The sequence below is a fragment of the Burkholderia sp. Bp9099 genome (assembly GCF_003857805.1).
Classification (GTDB): Bacteria; Pseudomonadota; Gammaproteobacteria; order Burkholderiales; family Burkholderiaceae; genus Burkholderia.
The window spans coordinates 179,182-192,417 of sequence record NZ_QTPU01000014.1; the positions used below are offsets into that span (position 1 = coordinate 179,182).

Sequence of the window (13,236 nt, forward strand, 5' to 3'; positions counted from 1 at the left end):
AATGCGCGACCCCGAAGTCGCGTCGAAGATCGGGAACGGGCACGCAAGGCGACACCTGGCCTGTCCGGGTACCGACGCTCACCATTGAAATACACAGCGCTTCGAGTGAATTCCACGGCAGGATATCCACACCGCGATGAGCGCGCGGCTCTATCGCCGCTCCGCACTCGCCGTTAGAATGCGCGGCGCTCCGGATTTCGCGCGACGCCCGGAAGTCCGCACCAGGCAAGTCTCACGCGCGATCGGTCGGCGGCGCTCACCGGTCAAAGGCACAGCATTTTTCTTCGTCGCGATTCCCGGTTGTCCACACCCTGCATCGCGCATCCGGCCGCATCCGGTCGCACTCACCGGTGAAATGCACAGTCTGCCGAGTGGTTTCGAGGCCGGGATATCCACAACCGACGCGGCGAAAAAATTCATCGCGGGCGCTGCGGCAACGTCGGTTCACGCACCTGCCCGCGATCGGCGCCGGATGCCGGAAAGCCCCGCAAATTCGGCCTCCGGACGCACGCTCACCGTTCGAATCCACAGCATTTCGAGTGGGCGGAAACCCGGTTGTCCACATCCGCGCCGAAGCGGACGGCGCCCGCAAGCGCGGTCATTCGGCAATCGAACGGATGATCCGCGCCGGGTTTCCGCCAACCAGCGTATTCGGCGGAACGTCGCGCGTCACGACGGCACCCGCGCCGACAACCGAGTTCTCGCCGACCGTCACGCCGCCGATGATCGTCGCACCCGCGCCGATCCACACGTTGCTCCCGATCACGATCGGCCGGGCGACGACGGCGTCGCGCCGGCGGGACGGCTCGACCGGATGGCCCGACGTGATGAGACTGACGTTCGGCCCGATCATCACGTCGTCGCCGATGTCGAGGCCGCCGAGGTCATAGAACGTGCAGTTCTGGTTGATGAACACGTTGCGGCCGATCCGCGTATCGGCGCCGCCCGTCGCATAAAACGGCGGGATCAGCAGAAAACCGTCGTCCACCGCCCTTCCGATCAGTTCTCCGAACAATGTCCGGACGTCGTGCGCATCGTCGAACGTCAGACGGTTGAGCCGCGCGGTGATCGCCATCGTCCGCCCGAGCTCGGCGCGCATCGCGGCCGATTCCGGCGTGCGCCGGGGAATGATCGTGGTGCGATCGTCGTTCGCCATTCGTTGCCGTTCTCCGTGCGCGATCGAACCGGCAACGCCGCGCATCACGCAGCGCCTGGCTCGTCGAATACGATCGCATCGCCTTGAATTCAGTCAGTCGGTCGACCCGCGCAGGGTCACCCGGTTTCCTCGTTTCGCGCCCCGCCGACGGCCATCGACCGGACTCGTGCGGGCAGCCGCCGACGCTGCTGCAAAGCCAGCGGAACAGCAGGGTCGTGACCGCTGCAGCCGAGCACGCATACGTCAATCTCAAACTAGTTGTTTCATGACTAGTTAATTCATGAACTTCCGCCATACCAGGCTTTGCGGGAAATTCCCTACCCGCCCGCATCCGCCCGGACACGCACGACACGCGCCCACGCCAGGCTCCGCCATTCTCGCCGTCCGCCCCTGTCCGAACCTCTCCCGCTCGGGTACGCTTGAGCATCCACCGACCCGACACGCACACCCATACGCGGAGGCGCGATGAAGCTCTACTACTGGCCGAAGACCCGGGCATTCCGGGCACTGTGGATGCTGGAGGAAATCGGCGCCGTCTACGAGCTCGTGCCGATCGACTTGCGATCGCACGAACAGGGCAGCGACGCGTTCGTCCAGGTCAATCCGATGGCCAAGCTACCCGCGCTCGACGACGGCAGCGAACCGTTCGCCGAATCCGGCGCCGTGCTGCTCTATCTCGCCGATCGCTGCCCGGGCGCCGGGCTCGGCATTGCACCGGACGATCCGCTGCGCGGCCGCTTCCTGCAGTGGATGTTCTTCACGCCCACCTGCCTCGAGCCGGCGATGGCCGAGAAATTCACCGGCGCGTCGGGCAATCCGGTCGCCTTCGGCTGGGGCAACATCACGCGCGTGCAGCGTGCGCTCGCGCAAACGCTCGCCCACAGCCGCTGGCTCGTCGGCGATCATTTCACCGCGGCCGACCTGCTGCTCGCCAGCACGCTGAAGATCGCGTTCGACGCGCACCTGCTGCCGCACGAAGGCGTGCTCGGCGACTACGTCGCGCGCGCCGAGGATCGCGACGGCCATCGCCGCGCGGTCGCGGTCGAACAGCGCGAAGCGGCGCGCCTGCTGCATGCGTGACGCGTGAACGGCACGGCCTTCCGTCGCGGCGACCGCGCCCGAAGGCCGGCGCCCGTTCGCACCGTTCACGGCCGTCATGCAGCCGGCCCGGGCGTCTGCGCGGCCGTGCCGGCCTCGACCACCACGCCCGGCGAGCCGCGCTCGTCCGTATCGGTGTCGACCGGCACGACTTCGTGAAAATGCGTGTAGTCGATGTGCGTGATGCCGCCTTCGTCGTGCATCAGGTCGACATAGCGATGACGCCAGCGGATCTCCGCATGCGTCCATGAGTAGCGCGCCTGCATGACTTGCGCGGTCGTCTCGTCGGAGCCCTCGATCGTGATCAGCAGCGACGCGTCGCGCGCGGCGAGCGACTCGGCCGTCTCGCCGAACAGCGGGCTCGTTTCGTCGATCACGTGCATCAGGTTCCAGCCGAGCAGGAAGATCGGATGCTCGTTGCGCACGAGCGGCAAGTCGTGGATCTTGCGCAGCATATAACCCTCGTGCGTGCCTTCGACGCGCATCAGCCGCAGTTTCGCCTGCGCTTCGGCGATCACGTTCTGGCGCGCATTCGCGGCGCGCACCATCAGCGTCATCCGCCCGTTCAGCGGCCGCACGATCGCGTAACGTGCGAACAGGATCTTCGCCTGCGGCCGCGAGAAGCGCGCGAACACGAGGCCGGTCGCGAGCGCGATGCCCGACATCCCGATGAAGATCTCGAAGGTCGAGACGACGTGCGCGTAGACGGTCTGCGGATGCATGTCGCCATAACCGACCGTCGCGAGTGTCTCGACGCTGAAGAAGAACGCGCCGGCGAACCCGGCCGGCGACTGGTTCGCGATCGGCGCGTGGCCGAGCAGGTAGAGCGTCGCGAAGCCGCCGTTGAGCAGCAGAAACAGCACCGCGAGCGACAGGAAGAATACGGGCCAGCTCACCGTCAGCGCGCGGTGATAGAGGTCGCGCCAGCCGAGCGGCGGCATCCCGTACGCGATCACGGGGCGGGTGCCCGACCAGATCTTGCGGCCGCGGCCGCGGGAGGCTGGGGAGGACGAATCGACGTTCATCTCGCGAGGGCCTGGAGCAAGGAGGCGATGAGCGTAGCACGCGCGGGCGGCGGCCGGGAATGCGCAGCGATGCGGAGCGGGCCTTGCGCGTGCGGCGCGAAAAAAAGCCGGCCGCATGGGCGGCCGGCTTCGCGGTCGTTCGGCGTGCTCGCGGCGCGGCCTGGGGCTTGCGGCCTGCCGCCTGCCGCCGAACTTACTTGCGGTCGACGATCACGCGGTCGAACGTGCCGCCGTCGGCGAAGTGGGTCTTCTGCGCATTCGCCCAGCTGCCGAAAACCTGCTCGACGCTGAACGTCTTCAGCGGCTTGAACTCGGCCGCATGCTTCTTCAGCACGGTCGCGTCGCGCGGGCGCAGATGGTGCTGCGCGATGATCTCCTGCGCCTGCGGCGTGTACAGGTAGTCGAGATACGCCTGCGCGACCTTGCGCGTGCCCTTCTTGTCGACGACCTTGTCGACGACGGCGACGGGCGGCTCCGCGAGGATGCTCGCCGACGGATACACGGCGTCGAATTCCGCTCCCGACGCGCCGGTGTCCATCAGCGCGACTTCGTTCTCGAACGTGACGAGCACGTCGCCGATGCCGCGCTGCGTGAAGGTCGTCGTCGCGCCGCGGCCGCCCGAGTCCAGCACCGGCACGTTGCGGAAGATCGCCTTCTCGAAGTCGAGCGCCTGCTGGTCGGTCGCGCCTTTCTGCTTCTGGTAGCCCCACGCGGCGAGGTACGCGTAGCGGCCGTTGCCCGACGTCTTCGGGTTCGCGATGATCACCTGCACGCCCGGCTTCGCGAGATCGCTCCAGTCCTTGATCGCCTTCGGATTGCCCTTGCGCACGAGGAACACCATCGTCGTCGAGTACGGCGAGCTGCCGTCGGGGAAGCGCGCGCGCCAATCCTTCGGCAGCAGCTGGCCGCGCTCGGCGAGCAGGTCGATGTCGTTCGGCTGGTTCATCGTCACGACGTCGGCCTGCAGCCCCTGCAACACCGACAGCGCCTGCGCGCTCGACGCGCCGTGCGACTGCTTGATCGTCACCGTTTCACCCGTCTGCTGCTTGTAGGCGGCGGCGAAGCTCGTGTTGATGTCCTTGTACAGCTCGCGCGTCACGTCGTACGACACGTTCAGGATCGACGTGTCCGCATGCGCGGCCGTGGCCGCCACGACCAGCGCCGCCGCGGCGCCCGTGTGCAGCCAGCGGCCGATCCCCTTGATGCTTGCCATCGTGATATGCCCCGTTTCCAGTGGTGGTGGATATGCGTGACGGCACGCGTACGCGCTGTCATCGAAACGTAAGCGGGCATTTTAACGGCCGGGCGCGACGCACTTTCCAATCTGTCGTGGAAAGCAAATCTCGAATTCTGCTAAGTAGGGGCGCGTCGCTCGCGTACGCGCCGGATCCGGTGTTAAGATCGCCGTTCAGCCCCTTTCACGGTTCATCCATGTCCGTTGCCCCGCGTTCGCCGTCGATCCTTGCCGCCATCGCGGCAGGCGCGCGCGCGGCCGGGCTGAAACTGAAAAAACGACACCTCGACTGACGGGGGCGTCGCGTCCCGTCAGGCGAATGCCGGACGGGATGCCCGCAGGTCGTTTCTTTCTCCTTGCTCGCACGCCTCGCTCCGGCACCCCGCCGGCGGAACGGTTCCTTCCCACTCCGTTTCCACCATGAGGCTTTGCATGTACACACGTTTCGAAGGTATCTGGCTGCCGCTCGTCACGCCGTTCCACGACGGCGAGGTCGACCACGGCGCGCTCGCGCGGCTCGCGCGTCACTATGCGGCGGTGGGCGTCGCCGGGTTCGTCGCGGGCGCGACGACCGGTGAAGGCGTGCTGCTCGACGCGCGCGAACAGGACGCCGTGTTCGCGACGCTGCGCGATGCGGTGCCCGACCTGCCGATCGTCGTCGGCCTCACCGCGAGCGCGACGCACTTCGCAGCCGCCCGCGCACGCGAACTCGCCGCGCTGCGGCCCGACGGGCTGCTCGTCACGCCGCCCGTCTACGTTCGGCCGACGCAAGACGGGATCCGCCGCCACATTGAGGCGATCGTCGAGGCGGCCGACCTGCCGGTCCTCGTCTACAACATCCCGTATCGCACCGGCGTGAACGTCGAACTGGAGACGCTGCAGGCGCTCGCGCGCGATCCGCGCGTCGCGGGCATCAAGGAATGCGGCGGGACGCTCGAACGGATGAGCCGTCTCGTGCACGAGACGCCGCTCGCAATTCTCTCCGGCGACGACAACCAGAACTTCGCCGCGCTGTGTGCCGGCGCGCATGGCGCGATCGCCAGCAGCGCGCACGTGCTGCCCGAATGGCACGTGCGCATCCACGCGCTCCTGCGCGACGGCCGGCTCGCCGACGCGCGACGGCTGTCGGTCGCGCTGCAGCCGCTCGTCGCGGCGCTGTTCGCCGAGCCGAATCCGGCGCCGGTGAAGGCGGTGCTGGCTGCGCAGGGGTGGTGCGAGGACGGGCTGCGGTTGCCGTTCGTGCCGGCGAGCGCGGGGTTGCGGGAGAGGCTCGGCAAGCTGTGCGCGGCGCTGGAGGCGTCGGCGCAGACGGTCGCGGCAGCGTAGGATTTCGCTTCGAAAACTGTTTCAGACCGTCAGAATCCGCGACGCGCCATACTGCGCAAGATGGCCGTCGGCGGTGATGAGCAGCATCGGTTCGGACCAGGCCTGCGCGACCAGCAAGCGGTCGAACGGATCGCGATGGTAGTGGGGCAGATAGCGCACGGCCGCGCCGTGCGCGGCCCGAACCGGCAGCTCCCGATATCGGCTCATCGCAATCGCTTCGACCATCCGGTCCACATCCACGTCCAGCTTTCCCGTCCCGGCCTTGATCGCGACTTCCCAGATGCTCGCGCTGCTGATGAACACCTCGTCGGCTTCGGCAATCAGATTGCGCGCGCGAGCGCTCAATTTCGGATCATTGGCCCACATCCAGAGAAAGATGTGCGTATCGAATAGCAGCCGCATCACTTTCCTTCGAACGCATCCAGCAAATCATCGGGAAGCGGTGCGTCGAAGTCGTCCGCGATCCATATCTGCCCCTCGAGGAGCCCGTAATGATGAATCGGCTTGAGCGGCACGAGCCGGACCGACTGCTTGCCGTCCTGCATGATCACGACGCGTTCGCCGGCGATCGCGGCATCGAGAAGCCGCTGAAGATCGAGCGCGGCTTCCGGGACAGTGGCAACTTGCATGATGGCCTCCGTTGAGTGATCCACCATTGTCACGACATTCGCCCCGTCCCTCCAATAGGCCGAACGCCCAGCCGGGCGCAGGCGCGTCGATCGCCATCACGCCGCCAGCGCCCCCGCGTCCCCTCGCGTCGCGTCCCGCACCGCCTGCGTGACGATCCGCGCGAGCCGCTCGACGGTCGGCGTCGCCGACGACGTCCGCCGCAGCAGCATCAGCGGCAGGCCCGGCAGTGCCGGCAGCCCGGACGACGCCGCGTCGAGCACACGCACCGACGCGGGCAGCCCGTAGTGCGAGCGCACGGTCAGCCCGAGGCCGGCCGCCGCCGCCGCCCACAGCCCGGCCAGGCTCGGCGTCGTGAACGCGACGCGCCACGGCACGCCCGCACGGTCGAGCGCATCGGTCGCCGCGCCGAAGAAGCGGCACGGCCGGTCGAACACGACGAGCGGCAACGGCTCGCCCGATGCGTGCATCGCACGCAGACGCGCGGCGCCGTCGTCGACCGCATCCGCCGGTCCGTCGGCGTCCGGCACGCCGAAACCGCTCGCGCCACCCGCGATCCACTGCATCGGCACCTGCGCGATCGCGTCGCTGTCGATGCCCGCGCGCGACACCAGCGCCGCCGACGCCGGGTCGCCCCACACGAGCGCGAGATCGAGCTGGTTCGCGTCGAGCCGCTCGAGCAACTCGGCATTGCGTGCGACGCGCGCCTCGATCCTCACCTTCGGGTGCGCACGCGCGAAACGCCCGAGCACGTCGGGCAGGATCGCTTCGCCGAAGTCCTCCTGAAGGCCGACCCGCACCCAGCCGTCGAGATTCACGCCGCGCACGGCCGCGGCCGCTTCGTCGTTCAGTTCGATCATCCGCCGCGCATAGCGCAGCATCGCGTCGCCGGCGTCGGTCAGCGCGAGCCCGCGGCCGGCCTTCACGAACAGCGGCGTGCCGGCCTGTTCCTCGAGCTTGCGGATCTGCGCGCTCACCGCCGACGACGAACGCGCGACGCGATCGGCGGCCTTCGCGAAGCTGCCGAGATCCACACCCGCGACCAGGCTGCGCAGCGCCGCGACGTCGAAGTTCGGCCGGGCCAGCGTGGCGTCGGGTGCCACGAGCGACACCTCGCCGTGGGCAGGGTCTTGTCCGGACATCTCAATCATCCCGTTTTATCGAACGATTCATCAAAAACTTTCCGATTTTCAGGATGAATGTAGGCCGCCACACTGGCGATGTCAATTTCCACACGGGCCCTGTCGCCATGGATACCTCCTGCCTAGCATCCCCGTCCTCGTCCTTGCCAGCGCGCGACGCGCGCGGCCCGGCCCATCGCTGGCGCGTGCTCGCGGCCGGCGTCGCCGCGAACATGAGCTTTTCCGCCGCCGCGGCGGGCATTCCGACCACCGCCGTGTGGATGCGCTCGGCCTATCACCTCGACAACGGCGCGCTGGGCCTCGTGCTCGGCGCGCTCGGCTTCGGCGTCGCACTGTCCGAACTGCCGTGGGGGATCGCCGCCGACCGCTTCGGCGATCGTCGCGTACTGCTCACCGGCCTCGTCGCGACCGCCGCGATGCTGGCGCTGATGGTGGCCACGATCGTCCCGGCCACGCACGCGGTGCCGCCGCTCATGCGCGTCGTCGCTGCGATGTGCTGCGTCGGCCTGCTCGGCGGCAGCGTGAACGGCTCGAGCGGACGCGCGGTGATGCGCTGGTTCGGCGAGCGCGAACGCGGGCTCGCGATGAGCATCCGCCAGACGGCCGTGCCGCTCGGCGGCGGCGTCGGCGCGGCGCTGCTGCCGTCGCTCGCGTCGCGTGCGGGCTTCGCCGCGGTGTACGGCGCGCTGATGCTGCTGTGTGCCGGATCGGCCGCGCTCACGTGGCGCTGGCTGCACGAACCGCCCGACGCGGCGGCCACCGCGCCCGCCGACGCGAACCGCGCCGTCGGGCACCAATCGCCGGCCGCGCCCGCGCGCAGTCCGCTCGCGAGCGGCCGCGTCTGGCGCATCGTGCTCGGCATCGGCGCGCTGTGTGCACCGCAGTTCGCGGTACTCACGTTCGCGACCGTGTTCCTGCACGATTTCGGCCGGCTCGGCCTCGCCGGCATCAGCGCGGCGATGGTCGCGCTGCAGTTGGGCGCGATGGTGATGCGCGTGTGGAGCGGCCGCCATACCGACCGGCACGGCAACCGGCGTGCGTACCTGCGCGGGTCGGTCTGCGTCGCGTCCGGATCGTTCGCGCTGCTCGCGGCCGCGACCGCCGGCAGCCCGCACGTGCCGCTCGCCGCGATCGTCGCGATCCTCGTGTTCGCCGGCATCTGCGTGTCGGCCTGGCACGGTGTCGCGTACACCGAACTCGCGACGCTCGCGGGCGCGAACCACGCAGGCACCGCCCTCGGGATGGCGAACACGGTCGTCTATCTCGGGCTGTTCGCGACGCCGCTCGCGATTCCGCCGCTGCTCGCCGTCAGCTCGTGGAGCGTGGTGTGGCTCGCGACCGCGCTGATCGCGGCGGCAACGTACCCGTTGTTTGCCCGCTAGCCAGCAAGCGGGCGCCAGCGGCGACGCCCGTCCTGCCGACCGCATGGCGCGGCATTCAGAACTTGTACACGGCCGACAGCATCGCCGAGCGGCCGTCGCCGAACTCGACGGCCGACGATTGCGATGCGTTTCCCGCCACCTGCCGCACACGTTCGACATAGGCGCGATCGAACAGGTTGTCGACGTTCAGCTGGAAGCGCAGCCTGCGGCTCACGTCGTACGACGCCATCAGGTTGTGCACCCAGTACGCGCCGAGCTTGCCGTCGCCTTGCGACGTCACGTTGCGCCGGCCGACGAAGTGCGAACCGTAGCCGACCGTCCAGCCGGCCGGCAACCGATAGGTCGTCCACAGGTTGAACGCGTGCCGCGGCGTGTTGCCGAGCGCCTGTCCGTCGCGGCGCGGCGTGGCCGGTGAACTGAGCGTGACGCTCGCGAGATACGTGTAGTTGGCGAACACGTCCCACTGCGGCGTCACCTTGCCGGCGGCCCCGAGCTCGATGCCGCGAACGCGCTGCCGGCCCACGAGCGCGTAGCTGCCGTCGGCCATGCGTTCGCGTGCGTTGTTCTTTTCGGTCTGGAACAGCGCGCCGTTCAGCGCGACGCCCGCGAGCCCCTCCCATTTCGCGCCGAGCTCCAAACTCTCGTTCGTCTCGGGCGCGAGCGCTGCGGTCGCCGCGCTCACGCCGGAGCCGGAGGTCGCGAGAAATTCGGCGGACGGGTTGAACGACGTGCCGTACGCGAAATACGCGCGACCGTTGTCGGTCGGCTTGAACACGAGCCCCGCGCGCGTGCTCAGGTGACGGTCGGAACTGTCCGCGCGCTCGGCGGGCTTGCCGGCCGCGGCCCCTTCCGCCCAGTCGTCGATCCAGTCGTGCCGCAGCCCGACGTCGATGTCCCAGTAGCGGCCGACCGAGATCGTGTCGAACGCGTACAGCGCCTTCACGACCAGCGCGGTGTCCTGGCGGGCACTGTCCTCGCGCTGCGCCGGGCCGCGCCACACGCCGGGCGGCGCCGCGAGCGCAAAGCCGTCGGCCGGGTAGAACCGGTTGAGCCCGTACGAATAGGTCGTGCGGCCGTACGTTTCGCGCGAGATCTCGAAGCCCGTGACGAGCGTATGCCCGACGCCGAACGTCGTGAACGTGCTCGTCACGTTCGTCTGGTTCGCCCACATCGCGGTCGACGCGTCGCGGCCGTAGCCTTGCGGCCCGGCCGGCTTGTAACGCCCGGGCGGCAGCCCTTCCAGGCTCACGCGCGCTCCCGAAATCACCGTATCGCGATTCAGGTGCGCGTAGCGGCTCAGGTTCTGCACCTTCAGGCCGGACGACACGTCGTGCTCGGCCTTCACGGTGACGGCATCCGCAGCGATCCGTTCGCGATCCAGATTGCGCCAGCCGAAATAGCGGTCGCGCGACATGCCCGCCAGCACCTGGCCGTTGTGCGCAGGCAGCCCGTAGTCGGGCAGGTTGTTGTCGTACTGGTGAAAATAGCCGAGCGTGACGCGCGTCGGCGTGCCGAGGCCAAACGCGAGCGACGGCGCGACGCCCCAGCGGCGCTTGCGGATGTCGTTGCGGCCCGGCACGTCGTTCACATGCGCCATCGCGTTCAGGCGGAACGCGGCCCGGCCTTCGGTGCCGGGCACCGGCCGGTTCGCATCGAGCGTCACGCGGCGGTAGCCGGACGTACCGAGCATCGTGCCGGCCTCCGTGAGCGCGCCGGCTTTCGGCGTCTTGCTGATCAGGTTCACCGAGCCGCCCGTCGTGCCCGCGCCGCCGAATACCGAGTTCGGCCCCTTGATCACCTCGACCGCCTCGATGTTGAACAGGTCGCTGCGATTGTTCTGCGCACTGTCGCGCAACCCGTCGAGCTGCAGGTTCGCGTTCGCGCCGAAGCCGCGGATATTGAACATGTCGCCCGACCCGCCGCCGCCTTCTCCCGCGTTGAACGTGATGCCCGCGACGTTCGACAGCGCGTCGCGCAGGCTCAGCGCCTGCTGTTCGTCGAGCACCGCGCGTGGCACGACGGTGATCGTCTGCGGCACGTCGAGCAGCGGCGTCGCGTATTTGGCGGAACCCGACCGGTCGACGCGCGTACCGGCGTCGCGATTGCCGTGGACGAAGATCGGGCTCAGGTGCGGCGCGTGGCGCGGCTCGTCCTCTTCCGCGCACGCAGGCGCGGCGGCACAGGTCACCATCGCGAACGCAACGGACGCGGTCGCGCGACGCGGCGGCGTCGCGCTCGACAGAATGCAACGACTCATGTTCACTCCACCCCATTAACGAGAATGGTTCTCATTCAATAGGAATGGAGTCGACGTGGCAATTGGACACGTACGAACTTCGGGATCCGAATTAATCGTCGAACGACGCGGGCATGGCGCAGGCCAGCATGACACAGTGTGGCGTCTCGATCATTCGCACGAAGCGTGCGACAGCTGGCTGCGTGCGGTCTTCGCGTTCAGGAGGCCGCCGACGCTGTACACGCCACCGATGCGCGGCACCATGAAATGGCAGCCGTTCGTCACACGCGGGCGGCGCAGCACGCCCCACGGCGCCCGCGCATTCGTCAGGCCGCCTCGCGCGCCAGCGCGCGCCGCGCGGCCGGCCGCTCGGCCTCGCGCTGCGCGTGGGCTGTCCACGCCGCATGCTGCGTCATGTCGAGTCCGATCGCGACACCCCAGCGATACAGCACCAACAGGAACGGATCGACGATCGAATGCGCACCCGGTTCAGCCCACGTTCGGCCATCGGCGAGCGTGGCCTCGATCGAAGCGTTCGCGGCTTCGATCGTGCCGCGCCCGTGTGCGCTGACCGCGCCGTGCAGCGCCGGATCGCCGATGAAGCGGCCCGGCCGCCACAACGCGCCGTAGCCGACGCCGTGCACCCAGCCGACCAGCCAGGCGAGCCATTCATGACACCGCGCCTCGCGCAGCGGTTCGCCGAGCGGCAGCAATTGCGCGTCCGGATAGCGGTGCGCGAGATACGTGAGGATCGCAGGCGTTTCGGTCAGCACGCTCGGCTCGCCCGGAATCGCGAGCACGGGCACGCGCGCCTTCGCGTTGATCGCCAGATAGGGCGCCTCGAGGTTCTGCTGCTTCTGCACCGAGACGATCTCGACGTCGAACGGCGCGCCGGTTTCCTCCAGCGCGATATGAGCGGCGAGCGAGCAGGCGCCCGGCGAAAGATAGAGACGATATGCGTTCATGGTGTGTGGCCCGACGGCGCTGTGGAAGACGGAACCGAGTGTAGGAACGCATCCCGATGCTCGGCAAACGAAGAATTGTCGTGCTTGAGCATTAGTGTTACTAATACCCGCATGCGACGCATCCACCTCCCCCCGCTCCAGACGCTGCGTGCGTTCGAAGCCGCCGTGCGGCTGCAGAGCTTCACGCGCGCGGCCGATGCGCTTGCGCTCACGCAAGGCGCCGTCAGCCAGCACATCCGCGCGCTCGAGGCGCAGCTCGGCTACCCGCTCTTCACGCGCGAACGCAACGGCGCAACGCCAACGCATGCCGCGCATGCGCTCGCGCTACAGGTGCGCCAGGGCCTGAGCGTGCTCGAACGCGCGTTCGAGCCGGCGCTCGCCGTACGCAGCCGCCCGCGTACCTGCGACGTGACGCTGAACGTCAGCGTGCTGCCAAGTGTCGCCGAGCGCTGGCTCGCACCACGCCTGCCGCGCTTCACGGCCGCGCATCCGCACATCGCGATCGCGCTGCACCCGGACGTGGCGCTCGCGCCGCTGCGCAAGCGCGACCGCATCGACGTCGCGCTGCGCTACGGGCCCGGCAGCTGGCCGGGCGTCGTCGCCGAAAAGCTGATGAACGAGACGATCTTCCCGGTCGCGAGCCCCGCGTACCGCAATCGCGACGGCATCGCGCCGCGCGTGCCGGCCGATCTCGTGCGCGCGACGTTGCTGCGCCATCCCGCGCAGCCATGGGAACCGTGGCTCCAGGCTGCGCGGCTCGACCTCACCGAATCCGCTCGCGCGCCGCGTTTCACCGATGCGAATGCGCTGATCGACGCGACGCTGAAAGGGCGCGGCGTCGCACTCGCGCGCCGCTCGCTGATCGAGCCCGAGCTCGCGGACGGCACGCTCGTGCGCGTATCGACGGTGCGCGTGACCGACGTGTATGCGCACTACGTCGTATGGCGCCCCGGCCATCCGCAGGAAGCGGCGATCCGCACGTGGCTCGACTGGCTGCGCAGCGAAGCGCGGCGCAGAACGCCGCGCCGCTGACGCTGCGGCTGAC

At 68.8% G+C, this 13,236-nt stretch carries 12 protein-coding genes; 4 read left to right on the top strand and 8 right to left on the bottom strand.

Annotation, left to right across the window (positions count from 1 at the left end):
• Window positions 1-598 precede the first annotated feature (598 nt).
• Window positions 599-1,156, bottom strand: a complete 558-nt coding sequence (locus tag DIE17_RS18350; RefSeq protein ID WP_124520641.1) for a sugar O-acetyltransferase — start codon at window positions 1,154-1,156, stop codon at window positions 599-601.
• A 465-nt stretch (window positions 1,157-1,621) separates the two neighbouring features.
• On the opposite strand from DIE17_RS18350, the gene DIE17_RS18355 reads away from it, so the two are divergent.
• Window positions 1,622-2,236 carry a glutathione S-transferase family protein gene (locus tag DIE17_RS18355; protein WP_044846169.1) on the top strand — a complete coding sequence of 205 codons (615 nt, stop codon included), beginning with the start codon at window positions 1,622-1,624 and terminating at the stop codon, window positions 2,234-2,236.
• Between the two features lie 74 nt (window positions 2,237-2,310).
• Here DIE17_RS18355 and DIE17_RS18360 read toward each other — a convergent pair whose 3' ends face one another.
• A complete protein-coding gene (locus tag DIE17_RS18360; RefSeq protein WP_124486595.1) occupies window positions 2,311-3,279 on the bottom strand; it encodes an ion channel in 969 nt (322 codons plus the stop codon).
• Between the two features lie 193 nt (window positions 3,280-3,472).
• Complete coding sequence (locus tag DIE17_RS18365; RefSeq protein ID WP_044846167.1) at window positions 3,473-4,492, bottom strand: sulfate ABC transporter substrate-binding protein; 1,020 nt, start codon at window positions 4,490-4,492, stop codon at window positions 3,473-3,475.
• 453 nt (window positions 4,493-4,945) lie between these two features.
• Here DIE17_RS18365 and dapA point away from each other — a divergent pair, with 453 nt between their 5' ends.
• Complete coding sequence (gene dapA, locus DIE17_RS18375; protein WP_124520640.1) at window positions 4,946-5,839, top strand: 4-hydroxy-tetrahydrodipicolinate synthase; 894 nt, start codon at window positions 4,946-4,948, stop codon at window positions 5,837-5,839.
• Between the two features lie 21 nt (window positions 5,840-5,860).
• Here dapA and DIE17_RS18380 read toward each other — a convergent pair whose 3' ends face one another.
• The 3 genes from DIE17_RS18380 to DIE17_RS18390 all read right to left on the bottom strand — a co-directional run bounded on the left by DIE17_RS18380 (window position 5,861) and on the right by DIE17_RS18390 (window position 7,608).
• Entirely contained in the window at window positions 5,861-6,241 is a 381-nt protein-coding gene (locus tag DIE17_RS18380) for a type II toxin-antitoxin system VapC family toxin (protein ID WP_014895868.1), read from the bottom strand.
• Complete coding sequence (locus DIE17_RS18385; protein WP_124486598.1) at window positions 6,241-6,468, bottom strand: type II toxin-antitoxin system Phd/YefM family antitoxin; 228 nt, start codon at window positions 6,466-6,468, stop codon at window positions 6,241-6,243. Before DIE17_RS18385 ends, DIE17_RS18380 begins: the two co-directional genes overlap by 1 nt.
• 96 nt (window positions 6,469-6,564) lie before the next feature.
• On the bottom strand, window positions 6,565-7,608 hold the full coding sequence (locus DIE17_RS18390) for a LysR substrate-binding domain-containing protein (RefSeq protein WP_124520639.1): 1,044 nt from the start codon (window positions 7,606-7,608) through the stop codon (window positions 6,565-6,567).
• Window positions 7,609-7,715: 107 nt separating this feature from the next.
• Between DIE17_RS18390 and DIE17_RS18395 the strand changes: the two genes are divergently transcribed.
• Window positions 7,716-8,990: an MFS transporter gene (locus DIE17_RS18395; protein WP_124520637.1), complete on the top strand. Its 1,275-nt coding sequence runs from the start codon at window positions 7,716-7,718 to the stop codon at window positions 8,988-8,990.
• Window positions 8,991-9,045: 55 nt separating this feature from the next.
• Here DIE17_RS18395 and DIE17_RS18400 read toward each other — a convergent pair whose 3' ends face one another.
• Both DIE17_RS18400 and DIE17_RS18405 read right to left on the bottom strand, forming a co-directional pair.
• On the bottom strand, window positions 9,046-11,247 hold the full coding sequence (locus DIE17_RS18400; RefSeq protein ID WP_124520635.1) for a TonB-dependent receptor: 2,202 nt from the start codon (window positions 11,245-11,247) through the stop codon (window positions 9,046-9,048).
• Window positions 11,248-11,552: 305 nt separating this feature from the next.
• Window positions 11,553-12,191, bottom strand: coding sequence for a glutathione S-transferase family protein (locus DIE17_RS18405; protein ID WP_124520634.1), 639 nt, complete (start codon window positions 12,189-12,191; stop codon window positions 11,553-11,555).
• 111 nt (window positions 12,192-12,302) lie between these two features.
• Between DIE17_RS18405 and DIE17_RS18410 the strand changes: the two genes are divergently transcribed.
• Window positions 12,303-13,223 carry a LysR substrate-binding domain-containing protein gene (locus tag DIE17_RS18410; RefSeq protein ID WP_124486603.1) on the top strand — a complete coding sequence of 307 codons (921 nt, stop codon included), beginning with the start codon at window positions 12,303-12,305 and terminating at the stop codon, window positions 13,221-13,223.
• Window positions 13,224-13,236 lie beyond the last annotated feature (13 nt).

Excerpts from the sequence above, each read along its gene's own strand:
- DIE17_RS18385 (WP_124486598.1), bottom strand. The coding sequence starts at position 6,468 with ATGCAAGTTGCCACTGTCCCGGAAGCCGCGCTCGATCTTCAGCGGCTT.
- DIE17_RS18395 (WP_124520637.1), top strand. The coding sequence starts at position 7,716 with ATGGATACCTCCTGCCTAGCATCCCCGTCCTCGTCCTTGCCAGCGCGC.
- DIE17_RS18360 (WP_124486595.1), bottom strand. The coding sequence starts at position 3,279 with ATGAACGTCGATTCGTCCTCCCCAGCCTCCCGCGGCCGCGGCCGCAAG.
- DIE17_RS18405 (WP_124520634.1), bottom strand. The coding sequence starts at position 12,191 with ATGAACGCATATCGTCTCTATCTTTCGCCGGGCGCCTGCTCGCTCGCC.
- DIE17_RS18355 (WP_044846169.1), top strand. The coding sequence starts at position 1,622 with ATGAAGCTCTACTACTGGCCGAAGACCCGGGCATTCCGGGCACTGTGG.
- DIE17_RS18365 (WP_044846167.1), bottom strand. The coding sequence starts at position 4,492 with ATGGCAAGCATCAAGGGGATCGGCCGCTGGCTGCACACGGGCGCCGCG.
- dapA (WP_124520640.1), top strand. The coding sequence starts at position 4,946 with ATGTACACACGTTTCGAAGGTATCTGGCTGCCGCTCGTCACGCCGTTC.
- DIE17_RS18390 (WP_124520639.1), bottom strand. The coding sequence starts at position 7,608 with ATGTCCGGACAAGACCCTGCCCACGGCGAGGTGTCGCTCGTGGCACCC.
- DIE17_RS18350 (WP_124520641.1), bottom strand. The coding sequence starts at position 1,156 with ATGGCGAACGACGATCGCACCACGATCATTCCCCGGCGCACGCCGGAA.
- DIE17_RS18410 (WP_124486603.1), top strand. The coding sequence starts at position 12,303 with ATGCGACGCATCCACCTCCCCCCGCTCCAGACGCTGCGTGCGTTCGAA.
- DIE17_RS18400 (WP_124520635.1), bottom strand. The coding sequence starts at position 11,247 with ATGAGTCGTTGCATTCTGTCGAGCGCGACGCCGCCGCGTCGCGCGACC.
- DIE17_RS18380 (WP_014895868.1), bottom strand. The coding sequence starts at position 6,241 with ATGCGGCTGCTATTCGATACGCACATCTTTCTCTGGATGTGGGCCAAT.